The following is a 25,937-nucleotide window of genomic DNA, read 5'->3' as shown; positions in this document are numbered from 1 at the left end:
TTCATCCCGGACAATAGGGCAGCTCCCCCGTGTAAGATCGCCGCTGCTGGATGAATGACAGCCATCTATGGCCTTAAATAACCCTATTTGATTAGAGACTGGTTTGTGTCACTCTGCGGCCCGGACAGCAATTCCGTCGCCCTCCGTACGCCACGTCATCAGTCTCTCATCCGCCATCAGTTCCCCGCGTGCCATCAGCCTCCCATCCGCCATCAGCCGTTCAGCCACGCGCGCATCCTGTGCGTTTTTCAGGTCGCGGCTCATGCTACAGTCCTCGCCTCTAAATCGCCCGTCAGTAAATTCACGTGACGAAAAATAAGCTTAGTTTTCACTCAACATAAAGTACAAACTGCCACCAGGTAGTGATGAAAAAATCGCCTCAACCACAGCAAACCAGGGGCAGCTAATGATAAATTTCATGATATGAGACGCCAATCACAACAAAATCTTTACAAAAATTTTCCGTTTGAAAATAAGCGCTTTTACGTTCAAAGCCTGTAATCCTCATTGTTAAAATAAAAACTAAATCATTAATAATAATGAAATATTTAGATAGTAAGCACCAACATGCGGATAGTTATCAATTCGTTCTAAGGCTAGAATGGCTGGCATTTTCCCGTAGAATAGCGGGCGATTTTTACGTTTTTGACAGCAAGCTTAATGTTTTTGACGTTTTTAACGTGCAATGCAATTGACGATTCCCGCCCGAAGTCGTTTCCTTAGGGCACTGAGTGTCCACAGGCCATCTGAACCAGGTCGCTTTACTCAACCGGTCCAGAGTGGATTACCAGCCCCACCATAGATGGAGGGGAACCTAAGTGAAATGTAAACCCTACAAAGCAAAGAGTAAGGAACAGCTATGCTTGCCAACATAAAGAAAACAAAGGTAACACTTGCCATCCTGGCCGCGGCTGCCGCTGCCATGACTTCTCCTGCGATGAGTGCTGAACGCAGTGAGCTGACCATAGTGCCCGATTTTTATCCGACTCTGGTACGTAACTTCAACCCATATTTGCAAACCAACCTGCGTACCACCACAGACTTCGTTTATGAGCAACTGGTCATTTTCAACCAGATGCACGGTAACGAGCCTGTCATGCGTCTGGCGAAAGATTTCTATATGTCTGACGACCTGCTGCAAGTCACTTTTGTGATTCGTGACGGCGTTCAGTGGTCAGACGGTAAACCCTTCACAGCCAAAGACGTGGCCTTCACCTATGAGCTGCTGAAAAATCATCCTGCACTTGACCAGCGCGGTATCATCAAGTGGGTGAAAGATGTCAAAGTTGACGGCAATAAGATCACTTTCGGTCTGACTGAAGCCAACTCCAACGTACCTTATGAAATGTCTTTCGTTTCTATCGTACCTGAGCACATCTGGAGCAAAGTGAAAGAGCCTGAAACCTTTGCCAACGAAAATCCGGTTGGTACAGGTCCGTTTACTGAAATCGACACTTTCACACCTCAGTTGTACATTCAGTGCCGTAACCCGCACTACTGGGATAATGATAATCTGGATGTTGACTGTCTTCGTATGCCTCAGATTGCCAACAATGACCAGTTGCTGAGCAAAGTTATTGCTTCTGAGCTGGACTGGACATCGTCGTTCATCCCGGACATCGACAGCACGTACGCGGCCTCTAACCCGAACCACAAATACTGGTATCCGGCGTCTGGCACCCAAGCCTTCATGCTGAACTTCAAGTCGCCAAAAGAAGGTAACAACGAAGCTATCAACAATGTAGACTTCCGTCGTGCTTTCTCTATGGCGATTGACCGTCAGACCATTATCGACATTGCCTTCTATGGCAGCGGTACACCAAACCACTATGCGTCTGGTCTGGGTGAGGGTTTCAAAGCCTGGTCTGACAATGCGGTTTACAACAAGTACAAAGATTTCAACACCTACAACCTTGAGAACTCAAAAGCCCTGCTGAAAAAAGCCGGCTTTAAAGACATCGACGGTGACGGTTTCGTTGAAACGCCAAGCGGTAAAAAGATTGAGCTGGACGTTCAGTCTCCGAACGGTTGGACCGACTTCAACAACACAGTACAGCTGGCCGTTGAGCAACTGCAGGAAGCCGGTATCAAGGCCAACGCACGCACCCCTGACTTCGCTGTGTATAACGAAGGCATGATCAAAGGGACGTATGACGTGGCGTACACCAACTACTTCCACGGTGCGGATCCGCATCTGTACTGGAACAGTGGTTACAACTCCCGCCTGCAGGGCGAAGGAAACCCACGTTTTGCCATGCACTTCTTCAAGAATGCCGAGCTAGACAAATTGCTGGATGGTTTCTACAAAACAGCAAGCAAAGACGAGCAGAAGAAAATGGCCTATCAGATTCAGGCAATCATTGCTGAAAATCAGATCACCATTCCTGTGATGTCCAGTGCTGATATGTTCCAGTACAACACAAGCCGCTTCACGGGCTGGTGGAATGAGAAACACCCGAACGGTCGTCCAATGGTTTGGGCTGGCGTTCCAGAGCGCTTACTTCAAGTCATTGACCTGAAACCAAAATCATAATTATTGTTTAATTTGCGGTGCGTGTTCTGCGCACCGCCTCTTCCCCCACACTGTGTAAAGTATGGCGCCTGGCGTCAGGGGGTTTTTCGTCCAGAGTTCAGCCCAGAGTCGTAAGTCACTGGTTGGGAAAGGTGTGAGTTATGGGATTTTTTCTACGTCGTTTATCGTTCTACCTGGTTGCCTTGCTGTTTGCAGCCACGTTGAACTTCGCAATTCCCCGGGCGATGCCCGGCGATCCGGTGACAATGATGTTTGCCAATGCTTCCGTTCAGGTGACTGCCGAACGTATCGAAGCGATGAAAAAACTGCTTGGCTTTGATGAAGCCCAGGTCTGGTACCAACAATATTTCACCTATATCAAAAGTATCCTCAACTGGGATCTGGGTATTTCAATCAAATTTTATCCGCAAACCGTGACCGAAATATTGGGCGGGGCGGTCGGCTGGTCAATGTTCCTGGCCGGTTCTGCTGTCATCATGGCCTTCTGCATCGGCTCTGTGCTGGGGATTTTCGCCGCCTGGAAACGCGGCAGTAAATATGACGCCTTTGTGTCTCCCGGTATGCTGGTGATCCAGGCCGTGCCGCCTGTGGTTATCGCCATGCTGGTGCTCTTTACTTTCGGCATGGGCCTGAAATGGTTCCCGACCAGCTATGCCTATACACCGGGCACTTTGCCAGACTGGACCAGCCTGGCTTTCTATAAAGACGTCCTGTACCACGCGGTACTGCCGCTGCTGTGTGCCACAGCTATTCAAATCGGCGGCTTTTTGATCAGCATGCGTAATAACATGATCAACCTGCTCAACGAAGACTATATCACCATGGCCAAAGGCAAAGGGCTGAATGAAAACCGCGTGGTTTTCAACTATGCCGCCCGTAATGCCATGCTGCCGAGCGTAACGGCACTGTCTATGGCGCTGGGGATGGCGATTGGCGGACAGCTGATTGTCGAAATCATCTTTAACTATCCGGGCCTGGGCACAGTGATGCTCAATGCCATTCACGCCCGTGACTATCAGGTTCTGCAAGGCCAGCTGCTGATCATGACGCTGTTTATGCTGTTCTTTAACTTCCTGGCCGATCTGCTGATTGTGGCACTGGATCCTCGCCTGCGTAAGGGAGGCAAATAATCATGAAAGCTTTAATCAAACTATTGTCCAACAACAATAAAGCACTGGCTGGCTTAATCATTATCAGCTTATTTATTCTGGCCGCTGTGTTCGCACCTTTGATCACCAAGCATGAACCTGACCGCCGCACCGGCAATCCGCACGAGTATCCGGCCTTTATCGTCAAGGCGGCACAGAGCAACCCGGACAGCTGGGTGGCACAGAATCTGGCTGATAACAACCGGACCCTGCGGTTATCAAAAAAAGCAGACCATGTACTGGGCACCTCTCGTATGGGCCGTGATATCTGGTCACAGCTGGTTTACGGCGCCCGTACGTCTCTGGCGGTCGGTTTCGGTGCCGGTCTGATGGTCTGTTTCCTGGCAACGGTGATCGGTGTGTCTGCCGGTTACTTTGGCGGACGGATCGACGACACCCTGACTGCTGCGATGAATATCATGCTGGTGATGCCTCAGCTCCCCATTCTGTTCGTCATCGCTGCCTTTATCGGCCAGGCCGGACCGCTGACGATTGCCGTGGTTATCGCCCTGACCTCCTGGGCATGGGGCGCACGTGTGGTCCGGGCGCAAACCCTGTCGCTGCGCGAAAAAGAGTTCGTCAAAGCGGCTGAAGTCCTGGGCGAATCTTCCTGGCGCATCATCTTTGTCGAAATTCTGCCTAACCTGATTTCGATTATCGGCGCCAGCTTCATCGGCTCAGTAATGCTCGCCATCATGACAGAAGCCACCCTGTCATTCCTCGGCCTGGGCGATCCGAACTCTATCAGCTGGGGCGTAATGCTGTACAACGTACAGACCTCTTCTTCCATGCTGGTTGGCGCCTGGTGGGAGCTGCTGGCACCCTGCATGGCCCTGACACTGATTGCGATCGGACTGGCGATGCTGAACTTCGCCGTGGATGAGATTGCCAACCCGCAGTTGCGTTCGCACAAAGGCTTGCGCCGCTGGCAGAACATGGCAAAGAAAAACCAACAGGCACAGCGTGCCACCGCGACGACCGTTAAGCCTGCACTGCAAGGAGGAGAGAAGTAATGACGACTCCACAAATTTCCATTCGCAACCTGTGCGTCGACTATATTACCGACGCCGGTGATGTCCGCGCCGTCAACGATGTCAGCTTTGACATTGGTAAAGGTGAAGTCTTCGGGCTGGCTGGTGAGTCTGGCTGTGGTAAATCCACCGTTGCCTTTTCCCTGATGCGTCTGCACAAGCCGCCTGCGTTTATTACTGCCGGTGAAGTGCTGTTCGACGGTCACGGCGACATACTGACTTTCAGCGACCAGAAACTGAACAGCTTTCGCTGGAGTGAGATTTCCATGGTCTTCCAGAGTGCGATGAACGCCCTCAACCCGGTACTGACCATGGAAGAGCAGTTCTGTGATGTGATCATGCGTCACACCAACATGACCCGAGAGCAGGCCGTGCACCGCGCTCAGGGATTGCTGGAGATCGTTGATATTCACCCGAACCGACTGAGCGATTACCCGCACCAGTTTTCCGGCGGTATGCGCCAGCGCCTGGTGATCGCCATTGCCCTGGCTCTGAACCCCAAACTGATCATCATGGACGAACCGACAACAGCGTTGGATGTGGTGGTACAGCGCGAGATCCTGCAAAAGATCTATGCCCTGAAAGAAGAATTCGGTTTCGCGATTTTGTTCATCACCCATGATCTGTCTCTGATGGTCGAGTTCTCCGATCGTATCGGCATCATGTATTCCGGTGAGCTGGTCGAAGTCGCGCCGTCAAAGCAGATTCTGGAATCCCCGTTCCACCCTTACACCCAGGGTTTGGGCAGCTCGTTTCCGCCACTGACCGGGCCAAAAACCCGTCTGACCGGCATTCCGGGCAATCCGCTCAACCTGCTGGAAGTGCCTCAGGGCTGCCGTTTCCAGGCGCGCTGTAGCCAAGCGCACGACGCCTGCTTCTCGCAAAGCACACAGCTTCGCCAACTGGAACCCGGCCGTTTTAGCAACTGCCACCTGTACAACAAGTTATAACAAGAAGGATCGGAGGCAAAATGAGCAATCCAGTCGGAACACCCATTATCGAAGGGAAGAACCTGGTCAAAGACTTTTCGGTCAACAGTAACTCGCTGAAAAAATCCAAGATGCGGGCACTGAATCAGGTGTCGTTTAAAATGTACAAAAGTCGTGGCCTGGCGGTGGTGGGAGAATCCGGTTCCGGTAAATCCACCACAGCGAAAATGATCGCCAAAATGTACGAGCCCACTTCAGGGGCTATCGAATATTTCGGTCGTGATATTCAGGACATCACCAAAAAAAGCGAGCTGATGCAGTACCGTCAGGGGGTACAGATGGTCTGGCAGGATCCGTTCGGATCGCTCAACCCAACCCATACTATTTTTCACCACCTGGCCCGTCCCCTGCTGATCCACAACAAAGTCAGCCGGGGCAATAAAAAAGAGCTGGAAGAGAGAGTCTATGAGCTGCTGGAGCAAGTCGGCCTGATCCCGCCCAAAGCCACAGCAGAAAAGTACCCGCACCAGTTATCCGGCGGGCAGCGTCAGCGCGTCAACCTGGCCCGCAATATCGCGGTTGGTGCCGAAGTGGTCCTGGCCGATGAACCGACCTCCATGCTGGATGTCTCTATTCGTGCCGGTGTCCTTAACCTGATGGAAGAAATGAAGTTTGAGCGCGAGATGGCGCTGCTTTATATCACTCACGATATCGCCACTGCGCGTTATATCGCCGAAGATCTGGCCGTAATGTACGTCGGTCACATGGTGGAATGGGGTGATACCGAAGAGATTATCCATCATCCGCAGCACCCTTATACCCAGTTACTGGTCTCTGCCGTGCCGGATCCGAGCAAGTCGATCCATGAGCCGTTAGCCGGTAACAAAGGGGATATTCCGCTGTGGACACCAGACAGTGTCGGCTGTCCGTTTGCAGGGCGTTGTGTCCACGCGACCGAGCAATGCCGTCAACGCCTGCCGGAAGTCACGCAGCTGGCGGAAAACCATTTTGTCCGCTGCTATCTGTTCAATAGCTGATGGCAGCTCAGGTAACTAATCGCAGCGAACATCGCTGAAAAACCGACAATAACTCACAACAACAAAGGAAAGCTATGCAGTTGTTAATCAACCATCTCGGTTATGAACGTACAGGTAATAAGGTTGCCATAGTTCAGCATCAGGCCCCTTTATCCCTGACGCAGGCGACCCTGATCCGCAGTGACAACCGACAAGCTGTGATGCAACTGCCGCTCTCTCAAAGCCAGCGCACAGATCAATGGCACACAGGCACGGCAACACCCATTGATTTCAGTGCCTGGCAGGAAGCAGGACGCTACCGGATCCGCTTTGGTGATCTTGAGTCTTCAGACTTTGAGATCGCAGACGGCTTGCTGATGCAGCGCACTTTCAGTGATGTACTGCACTATTTCAAATCCCAGCGCTGCGGCGGCAAATTCGATCAGCATGATCATGCCGTCCCGCTGTTTGGCCATCAGGACACAGTCGTCGACGCCCATGGCGGCTGGTACGACGCCTCGGGCGATGTCAGTAAATACCTGAGTCACCTGTCCTATGCCAATTACCTCAATCCGCAGCAGACGCCTATGGTGGTGTGGAATATGCTCACCGCCTTTGAGTCGCTGCAGGGTGATCCCGCTTTTGCGGATTTTTCCCGCGTCCGCCTGATTGAAGAGGCACTTTTTGGCGCGGATTTTTTACTGCGGATGCATGCACCGCAGGGTTATTTTTATATGACAGTGTTCGATAAGTGGAGTAAGTCCACCGGGCAACGGGAGATTTGTAGCTATTCAACTCAGGAGGGAATAAAAGCTGACAGCTATCAGGCCGCTTTTCGTCAGGGCGGCGGCATGGCGATTGCCGCCCTGGCCGCAGCGGCCAGGCTGGTACGCAGTGCTGCGGTGAGCAAACTGGATCTGGGCAAGGTGAAACATACCGACGCCTATCTGGAATCGGCCCAGACGGCATACTGGCACCTTAAAACCCACAACAGCCAATATCTGGATAATGGTGAAGAAAACATCATTGATGAATATTGCGCGCTGCTGGCGGCGGTCGAGCTGAGTAAAGCGACGGATCAAACCCGCTATCTCAGCGAAGCCCGTTACTGGGCCGATCGACTGGCTGCACGTCAGCAGTCCGATAACCAGCAGCAACATTACTGGAGCGCGAACGCTGATGGCAGCCGGCCGTATTTTCATGCCGCCGAAGCGGGTCTGCCGGTCATCAGTTTGCTGCAGTATTTACAGATTGAATCGGATCAGCACCGCCTGAACGCGATGGAAGAGGTACTGGACAATGCACTGCAATTTGAATTGAACATCACGCAATCGGCCAGTAATCCTTTTGGCTATCCGCGCCAGTATGTCAAAGCAGTGGATGGCGACAAGCACAGTGCTTTCTTTATTCCGCACAATAATGAAAGCGGATATTGGTGGCAGGGAGAAAATGCCAGACTTGGCTCTCTCGCCGCTATGGCCTTCATGGCCGCCCCGGTTGTGCACAGCAGTGAACTGAGCCGCAGGCTGAAAGATTACGGCACTCAGCTCCTGAACTGGATGCTGGGCCTCAACCCCTTTGATATGAGTATGCTGGACGGACACGGCCGTAATAATCCGCTTTATCTGCCTGAGTTAGGTTTTTTCAATGCCAAAGGCGGTATCTGCAATGGCATTACCTCAGGTTTTGATAATGAAGCGGATATTGCCTTTACGCCACCGGCCCAGGCGAATGACATGCTGCAGAACTGGCGCTGGGGGGAGCAATGGATCCCGCATGCCGCCTGGTATCTGTTAGCTATCGTGATGCAATGTAAGGAGCGCCATCATGGCTGATGATTTGCGTTTTCTGGTCGGTATTGACGGCGGCGGCACCTCTTGCCGGGCACGGCTTTGCGATCATAACGGCCAGCTACTGGCTGAAGCTAAAACCGGCAGCGCCAATATTCTGCTCGGCGCGGAAGTTGCCATGGCATCGATACAGGATGCGATTGCAACCGCCGCGGCACAAGCCGGCCTGGCCGGTGCCGACTTTTCTCACATGGCTGTCGGTCTGGCACTGGCAGGCGCTGAACATCGCAAAGCCTGGTACGACTTCATGGCCCAGCCGCATCCCTATGGCCGGATGGCGCTCAACACAGACGGCTATGGCGCCTGTCTGGGTGCCTGGAACGGGCAGGACGGCGCGATTTTCATCGCCGGTACCGGCTCTGTCGGTATTCTTCGCCGCGGCAAGGAGATCACAGTGCTGGGTGGGCGGGAATTTCCGATTTCCGATCAGGGCAGCGGCGCCATTATGGGCCTGCGCCTCATTCAGCAAGTGTTACTGAGCGTTGACGGTATCGTGCCTCAAACCGAACTGGTCCGCCATGTACTGGCTCACTTCGGACAGGATGTCGATGCCATTGTCGAATGGTCAAAAACCGCCCGTCCTTGCGATTATGGCCAGTTTTCCCCGCAGATTTTCCGGCTGTCAGAGCAAAACGACAGCCTGGCGGTGGCATTGCTTCAGCAGACCGCCACAGATATTGAGATGTGGCTGAACGCTCTGCTGACGCGCGGTGCAGACCAAGTGTGTCTGATGGGCGGCATTGGCGAACGCATCGCCCCCTGGCTGACACCCGCTATTCAACGCCGACTGGCTGCTCCGCAGGGAGATGCCATGGATGGCGCAATACTGATCGCTCAGGGCGATCATAACCTGTATCCATTATAAGGGGCTAACATGAGCTATCGCCTTGATTTAACTGTTATCAATCAAACCGATACGGAATCCCGCTTCGCGCTGACCTTACACAACCTGGGTGAACAGACGCTGGAAGCCTGGTCCCTGGCTTTTATCCTCAGTCGCTGGATTGAACCGGCTTCAGTCTCTCGCGGCGTGTTGCAGCAGATTGGCAGCTACTGCACCTTGTCAGCCTCAGACGCTACCGCCCTGGCACCCAACAGCCATTTCTATACCGAATTTTCCATTAAGACCCCGCCACTCACCCTGCATGGTGACGGCGTGATCGAAGCCTGCCTGTATGCCAGTCAGCAAGGCGAAGCACTGCCGGTGACTGTGACCCCGGTGAACCTGAAACACCCGGTGCAGGACAGACAAACTGTCGAGTTGCCTGCGCCCAAGTCGATTAACCTGATCCCGGCTCCCGCCAGTCTGAAAACCTTACCGGGCGAGTTCCGTTTTACCCGCGATACCGCACTGGCAGCGTTTCCTGACGCCGCACAGGGCTGTGTGAACTGGCTGCAGCAGGAGTTGGCCCATTGGCTCGACACGCCTCTGCAGGTCGGTCCCGGCGGCAATATTCACTATCAGGCGCGCGCCGATCTGGCTGAAGGCGCTTACCATATGCTGGTCGAACCCGATCACATCTGGCTCGAAGCCAGCTCCTCGGCCGGGTTCAGCCATGCGACTGCCAGCCTGCTGCAGTTACTGCCTGCTCAGCCGACTCATCAGATTGAGCACTCGCTCAGCGTGCCTATGGTGGAAATTAACGATCAGCCGCAATACGGCCACCGCGGCATGATGCTGGATTGCGCGCGCCATTTTCATTCCGTTGCCCGGATCAAAAAACTGCTCGATCAGCTTGCCCGTTATAAGTTCAATACGTTCCACTGGCACCTGACCGACGATGAAGGCTGGCGCATCGAGATAGAAGCCTACCCTGCCCTGACTGACATAGGAGCTTGGCGCGGGCCGCAAGAGCAGCTGGTCCCGCAGTTTTCGACTGTTGATCGCCGGTACGGCGGCTTTTACACCAAACAGCAGATCCGGGATATCGTCGCCTATGCGGCAGATCGCGGTATTCAGGTGATCCCGGAAATCGATATTCCCGGCCATTGCCGGGCAGCCATAAAATCGCTGCCGGAGCTGCTGGTTGATGAAGCTGATCGCTCGCAGTACCGCAGCATCCAGAATTACTCAGACAACATTTTGTCACCGGCGCTGGCAGGCACTTACACCTTCCTGACCACTGTGCTGGATGAAGTCTGCGAGTTGTTCCCGGCGCCTTTCCTGCATGTGGGGGCAGACGAAGTGCCAAACGGTGTCTGGACTGACAGCCCCGCGTGTCGCGAACTGATGGCCGCAGAGGGCTATGAAGACCCGTTTGAACTGCAAGGCCATATTTTACGCTTTGTCGAAAATTATCTGGCTCAGAAAGGCAAGCGCATGCTCGGCTGGCAGGAAGTGGTCAAAGGCGACAAAGTCAGTAAAAACACCATAGTGATGCCATGGATAAATGAACAGGCAGGACTGGAGTGTGCAGGCAAAGGCTATCAGGTCATCATGCAGCCCGCGCAGTACACCTATCTGGATCTGGCGCAGGGACATTCCGCCGAGGAAGCCGGTGCAAACTGGGCCGGGATCTTACCGCTGGAAACTGTGTACAGCTATCGCCCGCTGGCCGAGCTGGAGCCAAACGATCCCAAACTGAATCAAATCATGGGTATTCAGTGCGCGTTATGGTGTGAGCATGTCTACAGCCAGGCAAGGTTTGAATACCTGCTCTATCCCCGCCTGCTGGCGGTCAGTGAAGTCTGCTGGTGTCCGCCGGATCAGCGTGACTGGGATGATTTCAAAGCCCGCCTCCATGGCCAGCTGAACTATTTAGACCGGGTGGGACTGAACTACCGCCAGGGTTAACAGAACATGTCCAGAGCCCGGTCACAGTGGTGAGCTGCGGGTGGGTTCTGTCGTGTGTCGTGAAGTGTCTTTTACATCCTATATGGTTGTGTTGGCAATAAGTTCGGGGACCTCTGGTCCCCTTTTTTTTACCTCTGCCACTGGCCGGATGACTCGCTCAGTGTTGCGTGAACAAGCCAAACTCAGGGCCGCTAAATACTCTCGCCCAGCTCAATTTTCACATCCAGGGTGATCACTTTCTCTGTCGCCGGCTCGCCGCGCAACCGCTGCAGAATCTGCTCGGCAGCAACATAGCCAATCCGCTCACGCGGGGTAACCACAGTGGCCAGGCGCGGCACCATCACCTGACTGATATCATGACCGTGAAAACCGGCCACCGCCATTTGCTCCGGCACCTGAATACCTAACCGCTGGCATTCATAAATCGCCCCGATAGCCAGGTCATCATTGGTGCAGAAAATACCGTCAGCCTCCGGATATTCTGCCAGTGACTGCCGCAGTAAACCGGCGCCTAAGCTGAACGAGGAAGCTTCCTCGGTCTGAATGCTGCGCGGCACCAGCCCGTATTTCCTCATCACCTGCTGATATCCGGTAAAACGCAAGTGGGTTCGGGCATCCATACGGGCGGCAAAATACACGATATGGCGGCGACCGCGGGCGATCATCTGCTCTGTCATCGCCTCAGCGGCGGCCTGATTATCAAACCCCACCGCCTGAGCGATGGCCGGGGAAACCGAATCCATGATTTCCACCACAGGCACCCCGGCAGTATCGAGCATTTTTCGCGCCCGTTCGGTATGCACGCTTTCCGACAGAATAATGGCATCCACATTGTAGGACAGCAGAGAGGCGATATTTTTCTCTTCTATTTCAGCGCTATAGCCATAGTGTGCCAGCATGGTCTGATAACCGGCAGGACCGGTGACCTTTTCAATGCCCCGGATCACTTCAGCAAACACCTGGTTGGTGAGTGAAGGTACCAGCACACCGATGGCATAACTTTTGGCATTGGACAAAATATCGGGGGCGCGATTGGGAATGTATCCCAGCTCCTCGACAGCGGCGGCAATTTTGCTCTGCAAGGCCGCTGAAACCTGACTGGGATCGCGCAGGTAACGACTGACCGTCATCTTAGTCACTCCGACCAGGTTCGCAACATCCTGCAAAGTCGGGCGTTTATTTTTGGTTGTCATGGTATTTTTCATGTGTCGGATTGGGCTAAACAAGCCCAAGATTACCACAAGCGCCTGTTGTGATTTGTAACCTGGCGCAAAAAGAAACAGGCCCTCCGGCCTGTTTGCATTACACTTTGCGTTGCACGCGCGGGGACTGACCCCAGCTGAGATGGAAGGCGTCAGCCTCTGGCTGATCAATGCGGGAATAGCTATGGGCACCAAAGTAATCGCGCTGGGCCTGTAACAAGTTGGCCGGCAGCACTTCACTGCGCAGGGTATCAAAGTATTGCAGCGCTGAGCTGATCCCCGGCATGGCAACACCGGCCAGGCTGGCAGACGCAACGGCCTTACGCCAGTTTAACTGACGCTCGGTAAGCTGAGTGCGGAAGTGATCGGCTAACAGCAGATTTTCCAGCGCTGGCTGCTGCTCAAAGGCACGACTGATATCCTGCAGGAAAATAGCGCGAATAATACAGCCAGCACGCCAGATCCTGGCGATAACGGCGTAATCAAGCGGCCATCCCTGCCCGGCAGCTGTGGTTTTCATCAGCGCAAATCCCTGTGCGTAGGTACACAGCTTGGCGCAGTAGAGTGCATCGTGCAGCTGGGCGATCAGTTCGGCTTTATTCAGAGTCTGAGCGTCATCCGCGACCAGTGGCAGTGAGCTGGCCGCCTGCACACGCAGAGATTTCATCCCGCTCATCGCGCGGGCAAACACCGCCTGGGCAATAGTCGGGGCCGGACTGGCGACTTCCAGGCTGTTGACGGCCGTCCACAAACCTGTGCCTTTCTGCCCGGCTTTATCCAGGATCATTTCCACCAGCGGCCGGTCGGAGTCAGGATCCTGCTGCTGCAAAATATCGGCACTGATTTCCATCAGATAGCTGTTCAGTACCCCTTGGTTCCAGTTGGCAAAGATCTCACCTATCTCGGCAGCAGACATTGTAAGCTGCAGGCTGAGAAAGTGATAAACCTCGCAGATCAACTGCATGTCGGCATATTCAATGCCGTTATGCACCATTTTCACGTAATGGCCGGCACCGTCCGGTCCCAGGTAAGCCGCGCAGGCCTCGCCCTGACTCAACGGCGGCAGCGGCTGACCCGCACTGTCGACCTGTGCGGCGATGGCTGTCCACATCGGGCCGACCTGATGCCAGGCCGCGGCACTGCCGCTGGCCATCAGAGCCGGGCCATGACGAGCACCTTCTTCACCGCCAGAGACCGCGGTACTGAAAAACTGAAACTGTCCCTGAAACTGCTTATCGCGTGCCAGGGTATCCGTCCACAGGCTGTTGCCGGTATCAATCACGGTATCTTGTGGCTCCAGTCCGGCTGCCAGCAACGCAGCAATTACGGCATCGACCGGTTTTCCTGCCGGCACAGACAAAGCAATCACCCGTGGCGACGCTAACGCCGCCAGGAGCTGTGGTAAGGATTCACAGGCCGTAAACGGCGCTTTGGCCAATTGTTTCGCTTGCTGCTTGGTTTGCTGCACCAGAGACGCCTGCAAATCATAACCGGCCACCGCAAAGCCGTGTTCCAGCAAATTCAGCGTCAGGTTTCGCCCCATCACGCCTAAACCAATCATGGCTATATTGCACTGGGTTGATGTCATTCCTTTTTCCTTTACTGCAATGAGTGACTCAAAATCGCTTTGCCTTATTCAGGCCGGCGACAGTCGCGTGAGAATATCCTGCAATACCTCATGCTGAGACTGGCGGATATCGATAAACAGTGCTTCATCCTGCTCTGGCTCAACCAGAGTCGCAAACTGGCTTTCCAGCATGGCGCGACCGTTAAAATAATGATCCGCACGCTGCTGGTGGCGGTTCCAGATAGTGTCAAAATCCCCCTGAAGGTAGACAATTTCCAGCCCGTCGATCCCGGCGCGCAATTGGCGGCGGTATTCAGGTTTCAGCGCAGAGCAAGCCAGCACCGCATTGGGGGCATCCCGCAACAACTGGTTGAGCCGTGCCAGCCACTCAGCTCTGTCTTCATCATTGAGGGGCACGCCTTCACTCATTTTGCGAACATTGTCCGGCGAGTGAAAATCATCGCCATCAAAAAAGCGCAGCCCCAGTGCCGTCGCCAGCGTGCTGCCTATCAGGCTTTTACCGCACCCTGATACGCCCATTACAATTATCTTTTTTGGTTTCATCGCCATTATCCCAGCCCTGCTCACAGCGCAGGGCAGTTCCTTATTGTTATTGTTATTGTTATTGTTCTTTTCTTAACGCCACCACAGCGCAAGCTGCGGGAAAACAATCACCAGAGTCAGTGCAATCAGCTGAAGGCCGATAAAAGGCAGCAGAGAGCTGAAGATTTCACCTAGACTGATATCTTTGGGTGCCACCGATTTAAGATAGAAAGCCGCCGGGCCAAAAGGCGGAGACAGGAAAGAAACCTGCATGTTGAGGCAGAACACCACGCCGAACCAGATCGGGTCCATGCCCAGACCGGTAATAATGGGCACAAAGATAGGCATAGTCAGCAGCGCGACTCCCACCCAGTCCAGGAACATACCCAGTACCAGCAGGATCACCATCATAATCAGCAAGGTCATGGTCGGACTGCCGCCACTGAAGGCCAGAATGGTTTCTTCAACGAAATCAATGCCGCCCATCAGGTTGTACACACCAACCAGCGCACTGGCGCCGATGCCAATCCACATGATCATGCCGCAGGTACGCATGGTCGCAATGGCACTGTCTTTGAGCATGCTCCAGCTCATTTCGCGCCGGATCACAGTGCTGATCATGATGCCGACCACACCCAGCGCAGAGGCTTCCGTGACTGAAGCCACACCGGTGTAAATACTGCCGAGCACAACCCCGACCGACAGTAATGGGAAAAATAAAGCTTTGAAATAGCTGATATCCCTGGCGGCGTCTTCCGCCAGCTCTTGTTCGGTTGGCAAAGGGGCCAGCGCAGGGTTGAGTTTGCAGCGGATCAGGACATAGCCGATGTACATCAGTGCCAGCAACAAGGCAGGCAGGAAAGCCGCCTTGAACAGATCGCCAATCGACACGCTGGCCGTCAGACCATAGATGATCAGCACGATACTCGGCGGTAGCATAGTGCCCAGCGCACCGCCGGCACAGGTGGTGCCGATTGCCAGCTTGCGGTCATACCCCAGGCGCAGCATTTGCGGCAACGCCAGAATACCCAGCAGCACGGTTTCACCACCGATCACGCCCGACATGGACGCCAGCACCACGGCCACCAGCAAGGTCTGCACCGCGACGCCGCCACGAAGACGACGGCCGACGGATTTCATGGCGTCGAAAAGATCACGGGCGATGCCGGAGCGATCAAGCAGCGCTGCCATCAGCACGAACATAGGTACAGCGAGGAAAATATAGCCGTCGACAAACGAATACATCCGGCTGGTGACCAGCGGCAAGGCATCCGGACCAAACCAGCCCAGGGTAAAGATCAGTGCCACCAGGCCGGTGACAAACGCCAGTTGCATCCCGGTCAGCAACAAGGCAATCATCAGCCCCAGCATCAGCAGGCTGCCGAAGCCGATCCCCATTGACGATAACTCAAACATCTTTTTTCCTCAGTCCACGGATTTCAGCGATCAGGTGCAACAGAAACTGCACAGACAATACACACAGGCAGATAAAAATGATCCCTTTGAGCAAAGCGGGAAAAGGAGGGTTCCAGGCAGAACCTGAGGTTTCCAGACGCATTTCGCCCCAAGGGGTGATCCAGGCTTCACGAGCCATGGTGTACGAGGCCCATGACATCAGCACAGAAAACAGCAGCCCCATCACATGATGGAATACATTCAGGTACTGACGCGTGCGCGGTGACACCATGTCGTACAGCAGGACCACACGCACGTGCTTGTTGGTCGCCATGGCATACAGGCCGCCGACAATAAAGAGAGAACCACCAAGAAACGACGCGGTTTCATGCACCCAGATAGTCGGTGAATCAAACACATAGCGCATCAGCACTTCATAAAATGAAATGATCACCGTAAAAATAAACAACAGACTCAGCGCATTGCCTATGTGGACGATGGCCGCATCCAAGCCATTCTTCGGCTTGTCCTCATCATGCTCTGCGGGGGTTGGATTGGTATTCATGACAGTTCACAACTCTTACTACATCGGATACAGAGGGCTGATTACAGCCCTCTCACAGGGGGATTAGTGGTGCGTGTCAGACAAGCTGTTCGGAGGATTACAACAGTGCGTTATCTTCCAGGAACTTAGTTACAGATTGGTAGACTTTCTCTGCATTTGGCGACTTTTGAGCAAACACTTTCCATTGTTCGCGGGCGATTTCCCGGAATTTCTTACGCTCTTCGTCCGACCAGTTGTGAATGGTAATGTTAGGGTTCGCCTGGGCTTCTTTCACCGCCTGCTGATCGGCGATCTTAAGCTGAGTGGTCATGTCATAGGCAAAATCGCGTACAGAGGTCGTCAGGATCTCCTGCAGATCCGCAGGCAGTTTGTCCCACTTTTTCTGGCTCATCGAAATGTCGATCAGCGGCAGTGAGTGGAAGCCCGGCTGAACCGGGTGTGTGGCCACATCGTTCATACCGGCTTTCTGGTTAGTGGAAAAGACAGTGTAATCCGCGGCGTCAATCACACCTTTGCTCAGGCCGGTGAACACTTCTGAACCCGGCAGGTTAACCGGTGAGGCACCCGCCGCCGCAAACACCTGCTGAACCAGACCTTCCGGGGCACGCAGTTTCAGGCCTTTCAGATCGTCCACACCATTGACCGGTACTTTAGACACAAAAGACTCCACACCTGTGGTCGAGCCGCCGACAAATTTCACCCCGTAAGGTGCATACAGCTCGGTCATCAGCTGATAGCCGCCACCGTAATTCACGTACTGCAACAGCTGAGTGGTATCAGACCAGGCACCGACCGTGTTACCAATCAAGCCGAACGCAGGATCTTTGCCGGAAAAGTAGCTGGTCGCTGTGATGTGACCATCCAGGATCCCCAGTTTAATCGCGTTCAGGGTTTCGGTGTGTTTAACCACACTGCCCACAGGCAGTAAGTCAATGTCGATACGGCCGGCAGACATGGTTTCAACACGCTCCGCCCAGGCTTGCTGAACCTGAAAGTTTTTATCTCCAGCCGGGTCAGACGACTGGAATTTAAAGGTGTAGTCAGCCGCCAGCGCGGAAGCAGTAAAAGTGCCGGCCAGTGAGGCAGCGAGCAGAGTGCAGGTGAGCTTTTTCATCAGGTACAGTCCTATTGTTATTAGTCACGTCGTTGTCGTTAAAGACCGGCTGTTAGTTGTTATGTTACCGGTAACTTTGATAACAAATGCTAGCAGAGAAAAAGAAGGGCTGTCTTTGAAGATCATCACAACAATGCCACCTCATGCGATCTGATTTCGTTATCCGCTGACACGTTTTTTTATCTAAAGGTAAGTAAATGATTGAGCTGTCATTTACCGAACCAAGGTCATGTTTCATTATTGTTTTGTAAATCAATAGTTTTGTATCACAGGGCTAATTCGTTACTATATGAGCTTACGGACTTATGGAAGGGATTGATTATGCGTGTAGGTGTGTTAATGGGCGGGGAATCGAGCGAGCGGAGTGTATCACTGCGTTCTGGTCAGGCCGTCTGCGAAGCCATTGGTGAATTAGGGCATGAGGTGGTGGCGATTGATCCCTCCAGCCTGTACGGTACCCTGGAGGCATTGCAGTCGGTCGATAAGGTCTTTATTGCCCTGCATGGCAGCCTGGGGGAAAGCGGTCATATTCAGGGGTTGCTGGACTGGCTGACAATCCCTTATACCGGCAGCGGCCTGGCCACATCGGCACTGTGTCTCAATAAACTGCGCACACGCCAGATATTGGCTCAACACGGTTATCACTATGCCAATTGGGTCGCCGTTCATCGTCAGCAGTCGCTGCAAGAGATTCAGTCGGCAGCCGACGATCTGGGCTACCCTTTGGTCGTCAAACCCAGCTCTCAGGGTTGCAGCATAGGGGTGTCGAAAGTAGAGTCCTCAGCTCAGCTGGAGGCCGCAGTGATGCAGGCCTTTGAATATGACCACGATATCCTGCTTGAGGCTTTCATCACTGGCCGGGAATACACCTGTGGTATTCTGGGTGACACCGCACTGCCCGTAGTACAAATTCGCTCTGACACTTTCTTTGACTGGACAGCCAAATTCGGTGCCCAGACTGCGAGTTACCATTGCCCCAGCGACCTTAACACCGAGACAGAACGGGCTATTCAGCAACTTTCACTGTCGGCTTTTCAGGCGCTAGGATGCCGCGGCTGGGGCCGGCTGGATGTGATTCTCGGCGACGACGGTAAGATCTACCCTATTGAAATGAATACGTCACCGGGTATGACCCAGCGCAGCGTCTTTCCGATGGCCAGCCGCGAAATCGGTCTCGACTTTACCCGGACTATCGAGCAGATACTGGCGCTGGCCACTTTTGATCCTGTGTAATCTGTCAGCGGCCCGTCGCTACCTCAGCACGGGCAACTGGCGGCTAAAAGGCCACTTCCATACAGCGTTGTCCTTCGACAGCAAAGGCTACGACTAAGCCCTGTTCATCATTGAACTGATGCGTCACACTGACCGATTTTCCCATGCGCAGGGCAATGAGCTGTTTCAGTTCATTCACCAGATTTTGCTTCTCTTCTGCACTCAGCGTTGTCACTTTTGCCATCAAAACAGTCTCCTGACTAAGTTCATTACTGCTAGTTAGGGCGACGGAATCTTATCGATCAGAAAAAGAATCGCCTGCTCAGCACCGAGACTGACTGCAAATTCATTTATTTTTGGGACAATTGTCCTGATTCTTCATCCGTGCCCCTGCCCTGAATGCGCTTATTCAACACTCACATTATTACACTTGATTCACATCACAAAACGCACTCTTGATCGCGTTTAACTGACGTCGTCGCACAAAACGTGAACTAATTTCGAATTACAGCAGCGTCGCTTCTACGAGGCAAACCATGAAACTGCAGCAAAAAATACTCACCGCTTTGCTCCTGTCAGGACTGGTTCCGGCACTGGCTATGATGATCATTGCCACTTATCAGGCCGGAGACTCGCTAAAACTGCAAGCCTATAACCAGCTGGAATCATTACGCGAAGTAAAACTGGATGCGGTAGAGCGTTACTTTTCCGCACTCAATCAGCAAATTACACTGGAAGCCAACAACCCGTTCACGGCGCAGGCACTGAAGGCTTTGCGTCAGGGAATCGCTGAACTGCCGCCGGTCGATGAGACTGCGCGTCACCAGGTCAAACAGTTTTACACCGAGCAGTTCATCCCCAAGCTGAAGGCTAACGCGCCGGATCTTCAGATATCCGCAGACTCGCTATTTAGCCAGCTTTCTCCTGCAGCTATTTCACTGCAAGCCAGCTACCTGGCGAACAGTCCTTATCCTTTGGGTGAGAAGCAACGGCTCGATGAGAGCGGTGATTCAGCCTACGATCAGGCCCATGCTGCCTATCACCCATTTTTTCGGGAGCTGATTGAAACCTCAGGCTATTACGATCTCTTTCTGATCGATGCGCAAACATCACAGGTAGTGTACAGCGTCTACAAGGAAGTGGATTTTGCGACCTCTCTGAATAACGGCCCTTTCAGTGCCAGCTTGCTCAGTCACGCTTACCAGGCTGGAATGGCACTGGCGAAAGGCCAGACTGCGTTGATAGATTTCAGCCTCTATCTGCCCTCTTACCACTCTCCGGCCGGTTTCATAGCGGCCCCGGTTTATCAGGGGGCAAGTCTGGCTGGTGTATTAGTTATTCAGTTTCCGATCGATCGTCTGACGGCCATTATGGGCGTCCGGGCCGGACTGGGTGACAGCGGGGAAACCTACCTTGTCGGGCCGGATAAGCTGATGCGTTCCAACTCGTATATCGACCCTGTTAATCACTCAGTACATGCTTCTTTCCTGCATCCTGACAAAGGCAGTATTGATACCGAAGCCGTGCGCCGCGCCCTGGCGGGTGAAACCAATATTGATGCCATCAGTGACTACAAAGGAAACGCCGTGCTATCGGCGTTTGCACCGGTTCAATTCGGGGCCATACGCTGGGTTATCGTTGCAGAGATCGACCAGGCTGAAGCGCTGGCAGCCATCAGCCAGCTCAATATCAGCGGTTTTTTTGTCATTCTGGCTATGCTGGTACTGATCATTCCTGCCGCCCTCCTGATCAGCCGCAGCATTACCAGACCGATAGGCGGAGAGCCTGAGCACATGGAACACATTGCCAGCGCCATTGCCGACGGCAATCTGCGTCTGGACATGGCTGACGACAAACCGGCGACCGGGGTGTATGCCTCGATGAAAACCATGTCCGGTAAACTGAGTGAGATCATCCATCAACTGAAAATCGCGGCCGGTCAGCAGCGCAGTGAAGCGGAGGCATTAGCTGCCAGTGCGGTGCAGACGGCAGAGACTGTATCGCGGCAGGAACAGGAAACCACACAGCTGACAGTGGCGATCGATCAGATGAGTGCCACAGCCAAAGATATCTCAGGCAATATAGCGACAGTCGCCACTGTCAGCAACGATGCCAACACCCAAGTGACAGATTGCGCTGGCCTACTTATGCAAAGTACTGAAAGGCTAAATGAAATGTCCAGTGACATGCGTGAAGCCAACGATAAACTGGGCCTGCTTCGTCAAAGCTCAGATGAGATCACCAAGGTACTGGACACCATACGCAATATTGCTGACCAGACTAACCTGCTTGCCCTCAATGCCGCGATTGAAGCTGCCCGGGCAGGCGAACATGGGCGTGGCTTTGCCGTTGTTGCAGAAGAAGTGCGTCATCTGGCTCAACACACTCAGGATGCCACCAGCGACACCGCCACCATGCTGGAAACCCTGCTCAACCACGGCCGTGACGTCAGCGATGTAATGACCAGAAGCATTGAGCACACTTACGGCGTCTCTGAACAGGCCACCAATGCCACTCAGCGCCTTCAGCAAGTGGTGCAATCGGTGGAACATATCGCAGACATGACATCTCAGATCGCGGCAGCCTCTGAGCAGCAATCTGCAGTGTCAGAAGAAATCAGCAATAATATCAACAATATTTATATTATGTCGCGCGACACCAGCAGCGCGGTCGAACAGATATCAGCCAGCAGCGAAGAGCTGTCCACCCTCTCTGCCCAACTGGAAAAAATGGCAGGTCACTTCAAGGTGTAATGATTTAATCGGCCGTAATAAGCGAGGCAGCGAGCCGTCACTCGCTATCTCGCTTAATTTCAACTCACCGGGTCATTTGGGTTGTTGAGCCGGATCACCAAGAATGTGCTTATCAGCCGGCGAAGGCTTACCATACATGCCCTGATGGGCATGATATTTTTCAGCGGTTTCTTTTACATTGCCGGTAAAGCGCGGATCCTGGGGCCGGTTCTGGCTGTTGATGTACAGGGCGACGTCCCAGGCTTGCTGATCGGTCAGCGTATTGCCCATCCCCAGCGGCATGTTGGTTTTAATAAAAGCAGCCGCAGTATTGATCTGGTGCATACCAGCGCCCCAGTTATAACTGTCTTCTCCCCAAAGCGGCGGGAAAACATAACGTCCTTCAGCTTTGCGTCCCTCACCGTTCTGCGCATGGCAAAATGCGCATTGTTCCTGATAAACCGCTTTACCACGTGCAAAATCAGGAGCCTGTGCAGGTTTGTCTGCACTGAAATACCCGCGGCCAGGTAACTGGCTGTTAACAGGCGCATTGGTTGCCAGCCAATAAGAATACGCCGTCAAGGCTCGGATTTCATCACTGTCCAGCGCCGGTACTTTATCGCCACCGTTCATCGAATAGCGAAAGCATCCCTGCAGCCTGTCTTCAAAAGTGTTCACTCTGTCATTTTTGGAACGGTAGGCCGGATACGCCACATAAGCGGCCCAAAGCGGAGCGCCACCGGCCAGACGACCAGCGTTCAGATGGCAGTTAACACAGTTCAGCCCCCCTTTGATCACTCCCTGCTCTTTAAGCGATTGGGTATCTGTAAAAAGGGTATAGCCCTTCTTTACCGCTTCGCCAAAATGCGCTTCAGGCAGGTTATTCCAGTCTGGCAGGGCGTGGTAGTTTTCTCCCTCTGGCAATCGCTTGCCCGGCTCCACTTCGCCTAAATGCACATACTCTTGTTCATACTCGGTGGTGGCCGAGACCGCAGAGCTCATCAGACACACAGTGAACAACATTAGCGTTTTCATTGTTCGCCCCCCAGTTGCGCAAAGTAGTGAGAAACGGCGACAATTTCATCATCCGTCATTGACTTGGCAATAGCACTCATCACACCAAGGGGGCCTGGCGGACGTTTACCGGCCTGCCATGCTTTAAGCTGGTTGATCATGTATTGAGGTTTCTGCCCCTCCAACCGTGGAAAACCCGGTTCCACCCCAATACCACTTGGGCCGTGGCAGGCCACACAGGCGGGAACATTGGCCGACGCATTACCCACATACGCAAGCTGTTCGCCGGCGGCCATGTCACCGGGCCATTTCTCACCGCGCCAGGCTGGTTTGCCTTTCAGTGCCGAAGGCTGGACAGAGAAATGGGCCACAGCCTGCTCAATCTGTGCATCATTAATCTGATAGATAAATGCATCCATGAATGAGCTGCTTCTTTGCTGACTGCGAAAAGCCAGCAACTGCGCTTTCAGATACTCAGGAGGCTGGGCACGCAGGTTAGGCACATTCTTAAGCTCAGACACCCCGTTTCTGCCATGACAATCTGAACAAAAGCCTATCAGATCCTGCTTGATCTGCGCTTTTGCCTCTTCTTCTGTTTTTGCCTGTATGCCGCCAGATAACAGCAGCAAACCTAAGCCTAACCACCCACAGGCCTTTCCTGGCCCAATATTGAATACATTGCTCATCGCGATACCCTGTTATTCTTATTCATGTCATGCTTTACACCCGGCCCTTTTACAGCGTGCATGCTGAGGTTGCCGGACATTGCCTTTCTGAGTGTAGAACAAAAAAGCACCGTGATTAGTAATCTCTTGTCTGCACAAACCTTTCATACCATTGGAGTTATATCCCATAGCTAAGGGGTAGACGATCAAGCGAGGTTAGGCAGTAGGCACTGATTAAGCAGGGAAGAGTGGGCTGGATTTACGGCTGCCTGGCAAATTGCTTCACGCCAGCCGGAATGGAAACCCAGTCCTGTTTTTCACTGACCCAGACATGAGCAGTCGGCTGAATCACGCGGGTGTCACTCAGGTTACTGGGTTTCAGTTTAATGGCGTCAGGCTGCTTGGGATTAAAATGATAAATACGGTTGCCGCAGGTCGGGCAAAATTTCGCGGCGCTGGTATTACCGCTGTCAGCAGGACGAGACCAGTCAGCCATCACGCCTTTAAAAACCACATCTTTGGCATCCACCATAGCGGTAATACTGAACGCACTGGTCGAGAGCTTCTGGCATTCTTTGCAGTGGCAGGCCACAACCATGGCCGGCGGTGCGAGCAATGTGTAGGTCACGCCGCCACACTGGCAGGCCCCGTGAATAGGGTAAGTCACTTCACTCATTATCTCTCCTTACAATCATTAATGTTCTGAATCACGATGGAGTGCATAAATAGCATGATCAAGAATACGGCCGTTGAGGTTCTCACTGCGGGTGATCACCCCTTCCAGCGTCATGCCCAGGCGTTCTGCGACCGCTCTGCTCGCCGTATTGTCAACCGCGGCTGAAATCACCACTTTCTCCATAGCAAAGTGGTCAAACGCCAGGCGGAAAAGATGACGGCATACCCGGGTAATAATGCCCTGCCCTTGAAAATCAGCCGCCAGCCAGTAACCGATATCGGCCGTTTTCAGGCTGTGATCTAAAGTATTAAAGCTGCAGTTGCCAACCAGTTGTCCCCGGTAAAAAATACCGCACACCATGGATTTCCCCTCTGCGTAATCATGCAGGGAGCGACGGATAAAATCGGTGAAATCCGCCTCGGTATTACAGTGTGGCGGCCAGGCCAGCCACTGGGCCAGATAATCAAAATGCGCATTCACCAGCTCGACATAACGGGCAGCGAAAGAGGGCTGCACCAGAACCAGTTCGATATCCTGATCAACGATCTGACTGAACATACGTGTCATCCTTAATACTTATACATCCGGTAGCACAATGCCTTGTGCCTTTTCAAATTGCAAATTCTGAGTGGGGTTGCAAGAAGCAACTGCAAAATGCAATTGCCAGACCGAAAACCCAAGTAGAGCCATTTTAGTGCTCTAACTTTCAAAGACTTGAAACTGAACGCATGCTGGCCTGCAACTTGCTTCAATCACAGTGGTGATCATTCACCACCCGAACTGTGTTGTGTTCAATGAAAATCAGTTTGTGCAAAAGCCAAGCAGCGCCTCAGGGCGCTGCTTTTTTGCGATTGATTTTGTAATTCATGCAGCGCGGGTCAGGCCGACTGGTATTCCAGCTCGACAGCCTTGGCGGCAACAGGCAGGTATTGTTCACAGTACAGGGTCATAAAGTCTTCCCGGATTCTCGCCTCCAGTTCGGCTGCCTGCACTGTCGGACAAAACAGCTTAAAGTGCACCTGCTGCTCACCCGTGGCGGTCGTGGTGATATAAATATGCGGATCTGAACCCGGTAAATCGACCCCGGCATGGCGCTCAATCATATGGTTATAGCGTCTGGCTATATCGATAAAGTCGGCGATATGTTCGTCAATTTTATCCAACAGAACAGGAACCATAGGATAGAGGTTCACCGTTTCTTTCACTGTGACAGTAAACACATGATAAACATAGCGTTTCATGAAATTCAGGTTTTTTACCGCCACGGTAAAAAACATACTGTTCGGCAAAGTAATGGTTTTGCCCGTGTAATGGTACTGGCCTTGCTGCAGGGCAATTTCCTGAATCACAGTAGCCATCAGATTATGCTCGATAACCTCGCCGTAAACTGGTCCCACTTCAATCCAGTCACCAATTCGGAACGAACGGGAACTGGCACGCTGCAGGGAGCCGGTAATACAGAGAATGATTTCTTTCGATGCCACCACCAGGGCCACTGCAATGGCGGTCAGCGACAGGGCAAACTTGCTGATTTCCGATTCCCATAATAGAAAAAGGGTCAGCAGCAATAAGGTAAAAGCACCATTTTTGGTGCGCGAGATCCATTTTCGCTGATCTTCACTGAGAAAATTAACCTCGCCACGGATCCGCGTGATGGTGACACGACGGATCACGATCACCAGCAGTATGACACACAGACTGAGCAAGAGTTTGTGGGTCAAAAAGTACATCATGACCAGCTCAATTTTTTCCAATAAAGGATCCCACATAGTTAGCATTCAACCTGTTAGCAGATTATCGCGCCCTGCACAGTAGCAAACAGCACAAAACATTGACCATAAAACTTACAGGGAGAAGTCTCGCCCATAGTCAGTGAGGTTGTAAAGCAGATTATTGAGTCTATAGTGATGTGATCAGACAAAAGCAGCGAAAGATATGATATCTTTCGCTG

At 53.0% G+C, this 25,937-nt stretch carries 23 protein-coding genes; 10 read left to right on the top strand and 13 right to left on the bottom strand.

Annotated features, from left to right (window positions below):
- Positions 1–108 precede the first annotated feature (108 nt).
- A complete protein-coding gene (locus IFO68_RS08540; protein ID WP_192015510.1) occupies positions 109–264 on the bottom strand; it encodes a hypothetical protein in 156 nt (51 codons plus the stop codon).
- Positions 265–859: 595 nt separating this feature from the next.
- Here IFO68_RS08540 and IFO68_RS08535 point away from each other — a divergent pair.
- The 8 genes from IFO68_RS08535 (at position 860) to IFO68_RS08500 (ending at position 11,301) form a co-directional block, all read left to right on the top strand.
- Complete coding sequence (locus IFO68_RS08535; RefSeq protein ID WP_192015509.1) at positions 860–2,533, top strand: ABC transporter substrate-binding protein; 1,674 nt, start codon at positions 860–862, stop codon at positions 2,531–2,533.
- 140 nt (positions 2,534–2,673) lie between these two features.
- On the top strand, positions 2,674–3,663 hold the full coding sequence (locus tag IFO68_RS08530) for an ABC transporter permease (protein WP_192015508.1): 990 nt from the start codon (positions 2,674–2,676) through the stop codon (positions 3,661–3,663).
- 2 nt (positions 3,664–3,665) lie between these two features.
- On the top strand, positions 3,666–4,694 hold the full coding sequence (locus tag IFO68_RS08525; RefSeq protein WP_192015507.1) for an ABC transporter permease: 1,029 nt from the start codon (positions 3,666–3,668) through the stop codon (positions 4,692–4,694).
- Positions 4,694–5,662 carry an ABC transporter ATP-binding protein gene (locus tag IFO68_RS08520; protein WP_192015506.1) on the top strand — a complete coding sequence of 323 codons (969 nt, stop codon included), beginning with the start codon at positions 4,694–4,696 and terminating at the stop codon, positions 5,660–5,662. Before IFO68_RS08525 ends, IFO68_RS08520 begins: the two co-directional genes overlap by 1 nt.
- A 20-nt stretch (positions 5,663–5,682) precedes the next feature.
- Positions 5,683–6,678 carry an ABC transporter ATP-binding protein gene (locus IFO68_RS08515; protein ID WP_192015505.1) on the top strand — a complete coding sequence of 332 codons (996 nt, stop codon included), beginning with the start codon at positions 5,683–5,685 and terminating at the stop codon, positions 6,676–6,678.
- Between the two features lie 74 nt (positions 6,679–6,752).
- A complete protein-coding gene (locus IFO68_RS08510; RefSeq protein ID WP_192015504.1) occupies positions 6,753–8,492 on the top strand; it encodes a glycoside hydrolase family 9 protein in 1,740 nt (579 codons plus the stop codon).
- Positions 8,485–9,372, top strand: coding sequence for a glucosamine kinase nucleotide-binding domain-containing protein (locus tag IFO68_RS08505; protein WP_192015503.1), 888 nt, complete (start codon positions 8,485–8,487; stop codon positions 9,370–9,372). Before IFO68_RS08510 ends, IFO68_RS08505 begins: the two co-directional genes overlap by 8 nt.
- A gap of 9 nt (positions 9,373–9,381) precedes the next feature.
- Positions 9,382–11,301: a beta-N-acetylhexosaminidase gene (locus IFO68_RS08500; RefSeq protein ID WP_192015502.1), complete on the top strand. Its 1,920-nt coding sequence runs from the start codon at positions 9,382–9,384 to the stop codon at positions 11,299–11,301.
- Between the two features lie 191 nt (positions 11,302–11,492).
- Here IFO68_RS08500 and gntR read toward each other — a convergent pair whose 3' ends face one another.
- From gntR to IFO68_RS08470, 6 genes are all read right to left on the bottom strand, one after another.
- Complete coding sequence (gntR, locus tag IFO68_RS08495) at positions 11,493–12,494, bottom strand: gluconate operon transcriptional repressor GntR (protein ID WP_192015501.1); 1,002 nt, start codon at positions 12,492–12,494, stop codon at positions 11,493–11,495.
- A gap of 109 nt (positions 12,495–12,603) precedes the next feature.
- Entirely contained in the window at positions 12,604–14,091 is a 1,488-nt protein-coding gene (gene gndA, locus IFO68_RS08490; protein WP_192015500.1) for an NADP-dependent phosphogluconate dehydrogenase, read from the bottom strand.
- 48 nt (positions 14,092–14,139) lie between these two features.
- Positions 14,140–14,634, bottom strand: coding sequence for a gluconokinase (locus IFO68_RS08485; protein ID WP_027253165.1), 495 nt, complete (start codon positions 14,632–14,634; stop codon positions 14,140–14,142).
- 72 nt (positions 14,635–14,706) lie between these two features.
- Complete coding sequence (locus IFO68_RS08480) at positions 14,707–16,029, bottom strand: TRAP transporter large permease (protein WP_192015499.1); 1,323 nt, start codon at positions 16,027–16,029, stop codon at positions 14,707–14,709.
- Entirely contained in the window at positions 16,022–16,573 is a 552-nt protein-coding gene (locus IFO68_RS08475) for a TRAP transporter small permease subunit (RefSeq protein WP_192015498.1), read from the bottom strand. Before IFO68_RS08475 ends, IFO68_RS08480 begins: the two co-directional genes overlap by 8 nt.
- 97 nt (positions 16,574–16,670) lie before the next feature.
- On the bottom strand, positions 16,671–17,687 hold the full coding sequence (locus IFO68_RS08470) for a TRAP transporter substrate-binding protein (RefSeq protein ID WP_192015497.1): 1,017 nt from the start codon (positions 17,685–17,687) through the stop codon (positions 16,671–16,673).
- Positions 17,688–18,008: 321 nt separating this feature from the next.
- Between IFO68_RS08470 and IFO68_RS08465 the strand changes: the two genes are divergently transcribed.
- Positions 18,009–18,920 carry a D-alanine--D-alanine ligase gene (locus tag IFO68_RS08465; protein ID WP_192015496.1) on the top strand — a complete coding sequence of 304 codons (912 nt, stop codon included), beginning with the start codon at positions 18,009–18,011 and terminating at the stop codon, positions 18,918–18,920.
- Positions 18,921–18,963: 43 nt separating this feature from the next.
- On the opposite strand, the gene IFO68_RS08460 is transcribed toward IFO68_RS08465, so the two are convergent.
- Positions 18,964–19,143: a hypothetical protein gene (locus IFO68_RS08460; RefSeq protein WP_192015495.1), complete on the bottom strand. Its 180-nt coding sequence runs from the start codon at positions 19,141–19,143 to the stop codon at positions 18,964–18,966.
- A gap of 292 nt (positions 19,144–19,435) precedes the next feature.
- Here IFO68_RS08460 and IFO68_RS08455 point away from each other — a divergent pair, with 292 nt between their 5' ends.
- On the top strand, positions 19,436–21,652 hold the full coding sequence (locus IFO68_RS08455; RefSeq protein ID WP_192015494.1) for a methyl-accepting chemotaxis protein: 2,217 nt from the start codon (positions 19,436–19,438) through the stop codon (positions 21,650–21,652).
- A 72-nt stretch (positions 21,653–21,724) separates the two neighbouring features.
- On the opposite strand, the gene IFO68_RS08450 is transcribed toward IFO68_RS08455, so the two are convergent.
- From IFO68_RS08450 to IFO68_RS08430, 5 genes are all read right to left on the bottom strand, one after another.
- On the bottom strand, positions 21,725–22,666 hold the full coding sequence (locus IFO68_RS08450; RefSeq protein ID WP_192015493.1) for a c-type cytochrome: 942 nt from the start codon (positions 22,664–22,666) through the stop codon (positions 21,725–21,727).
- Entirely contained in the window at positions 22,663–23,331 is a 669-nt protein-coding gene (locus IFO68_RS08445) for a c-type cytochrome (RefSeq protein WP_192015492.1), read from the bottom strand. The genes IFO68_RS08450 and IFO68_RS08445 overlap by 4 nt, the downstream gene beginning before the upstream one ends.
- A 238-nt stretch (positions 23,332–23,569) precedes the next feature.
- Positions 23,570–23,977 (bottom strand): GFA family protein, encoded by a 408-nt coding sequence (locus IFO68_RS08440; protein ID WP_336510269.1) that lies wholly within the window; start codon positions 23,975–23,977, stop codon positions 23,570–23,572.
- Between the two features lie 27 nt (positions 23,978–24,004).
- Positions 24,005–24,544: a GNAT family N-acetyltransferase gene (locus IFO68_RS08435; protein ID WP_192015490.1), complete on the bottom strand. Its 540-nt coding sequence runs from the start codon at positions 24,542–24,544 to the stop codon at positions 24,005–24,007.
- 320 nt (positions 24,545–24,864) lie between these two features.
- Positions 24,865–25,719, bottom strand: coding sequence for a mechanosensitive ion channel family protein (locus IFO68_RS08430; protein WP_419555437.1), 855 nt, complete (start codon positions 25,717–25,719; stop codon positions 24,865–24,867).
- Positions 25,720–25,937: the final 218 nt, after the last annotated feature.

Source organism: Photobacterium arenosum, from assembly GCF_014841115.1.
GTDB lineage: Bacteria > Pseudomonadota > Gammaproteobacteria > Enterobacterales > Vibrionaceae > Photobacterium > Photobacterium arenosum.
The sequence above is the reverse complement of the archived record's forward strand: the minus strand, read 5'-3'. Positions and strand labels throughout refer to the sequence as shown.

What these genes read in the sequence shown, in the direction of transcription:
- IFO68_RS08540 (WP_192015510.1), bottom strand. Translation starts at nt 264, where the DNA reads ATGAGCCGCGACCTGAAAAACGCACAGGATGCGCGCGTGGCTGAACGG.
- IFO68_RS08535 (WP_192015509.1), top strand. Translation starts at nt 860, where the DNA reads ATGCTTGCCAACATAAAGAAAACAAAGGTAACACTTGCCATCCTGGCC.
- IFO68_RS08530 (WP_192015508.1), top strand. Translation starts at nt 2,674, where the DNA reads ATGGGATTTTTTCTACGTCGTTTATCGTTCTACCTGGTTGCCTTGCTG.
- IFO68_RS08525 (WP_192015507.1), top strand. Translation starts at nt 3,666, where the DNA reads ATGAAAGCTTTAATCAAACTATTGTCCAACAACAATAAAGCACTGGCT.
- IFO68_RS08520 (WP_192015506.1), top strand. Translation starts at nt 4,694, where the DNA reads ATGACGACTCCACAAATTTCCATTCGCAACCTGTGCGTCGACTATATT.
- IFO68_RS08515 (WP_192015505.1), top strand. Translation starts at nt 5,683, where the DNA reads ATGAGCAATCCAGTCGGAACACCCATTATCGAAGGGAAGAACCTGGTC.
- IFO68_RS08510 (WP_192015504.1), top strand. Translation starts at nt 6,753, where the DNA reads ATGCAGTTGTTAATCAACCATCTCGGTTATGAACGTACAGGTAATAAG.
- IFO68_RS08505 (WP_192015503.1), top strand. Translation starts at nt 8,485, where the DNA reads ATGGCTGATGATTTGCGTTTTCTGGTCGGTATTGACGGCGGCGGCACC.
- IFO68_RS08500 (WP_192015502.1), top strand. Translation starts at nt 9,382, where the DNA reads ATGAGCTATCGCCTTGATTTAACTGTTATCAATCAAACCGATACGGAA.
- gntR (WP_192015501.1), bottom strand. Translation starts at nt 12,494, where the DNA reads ATGACAACCAAAAATAAACGCCCGACTTTGCAGGATGTTGCGAACCTG.
- gndA (WP_192015500.1), bottom strand. Translation starts at nt 14,091, where the DNA reads ATGACATCAACCCAGTGCAATATAGCCATGATTGGTTTAGGCGTGATG.
- IFO68_RS08485 (WP_027253165.1), bottom strand. Translation starts at nt 14,634, where the DNA reads ATGAAACCAAAAAAGATAATTGTAATGGGCGTATCAGGGTGCGGTAAA.
- IFO68_RS08480 (WP_192015499.1), bottom strand. Translation starts at nt 16,029, where the DNA reads ATGTTTGAGTTATCGTCAATGGGGATCGGCTTCGGCAGCCTGCTGATG.
- IFO68_RS08475 (WP_192015498.1), bottom strand. Translation starts at nt 16,573, where the DNA reads ATGAATACCAATCCAACCCCCGCAGAGCATGATGAGGACAAGCCGAAG.
- IFO68_RS08470 (WP_192015497.1), bottom strand. Translation starts at nt 17,687, where the DNA reads ATGAAAAAGCTCACCTGCACTCTGCTCGCTGCCTCACTGGCCGGCACT.
- IFO68_RS08465 (WP_192015496.1), top strand. Translation starts at nt 18,009, where the DNA reads ATGCGTGTAGGTGTGTTAATGGGCGGGGAATCGAGCGAGCGGAGTGTA.
- IFO68_RS08460 (WP_192015495.1), bottom strand. Translation starts at nt 19,143, where the DNA reads ATGGCAAAAGTGACAACGCTGAGTGCAGAAGAGAAGCAAAATCTGGTG.
- IFO68_RS08455 (WP_192015494.1), top strand. Translation starts at nt 19,436, where the DNA reads ATGAAACTGCAGCAAAAAATACTCACCGCTTTGCTCCTGTCAGGACTG.
- IFO68_RS08450 (WP_192015493.1), bottom strand. Translation starts at nt 22,666, where the DNA reads ATGAAAACGCTAATGTTGTTCACTGTGTGTCTGATGAGCTCTGCGGTC.
- IFO68_RS08445 (WP_192015492.1), bottom strand. Translation starts at nt 23,331, where the DNA reads ATGAGCAATGTATTCAATATTGGGCCAGGAAAGGCCTGTGGGTGGTTA.
- IFO68_RS08435 (WP_192015490.1), bottom strand. Translation starts at nt 24,544, where the DNA reads ATGTTCAGTCAGATCGTTGATCAGGATATCGAACTGGTTCTGGTGCAG.
- IFO68_RS08430 (WP_419555437.1), bottom strand. Translation starts at nt 25,719, where the DNA reads ATGATGTACTTTTTGACCCACAAACTCTTGCTCAGTCTGTGTGTCATA.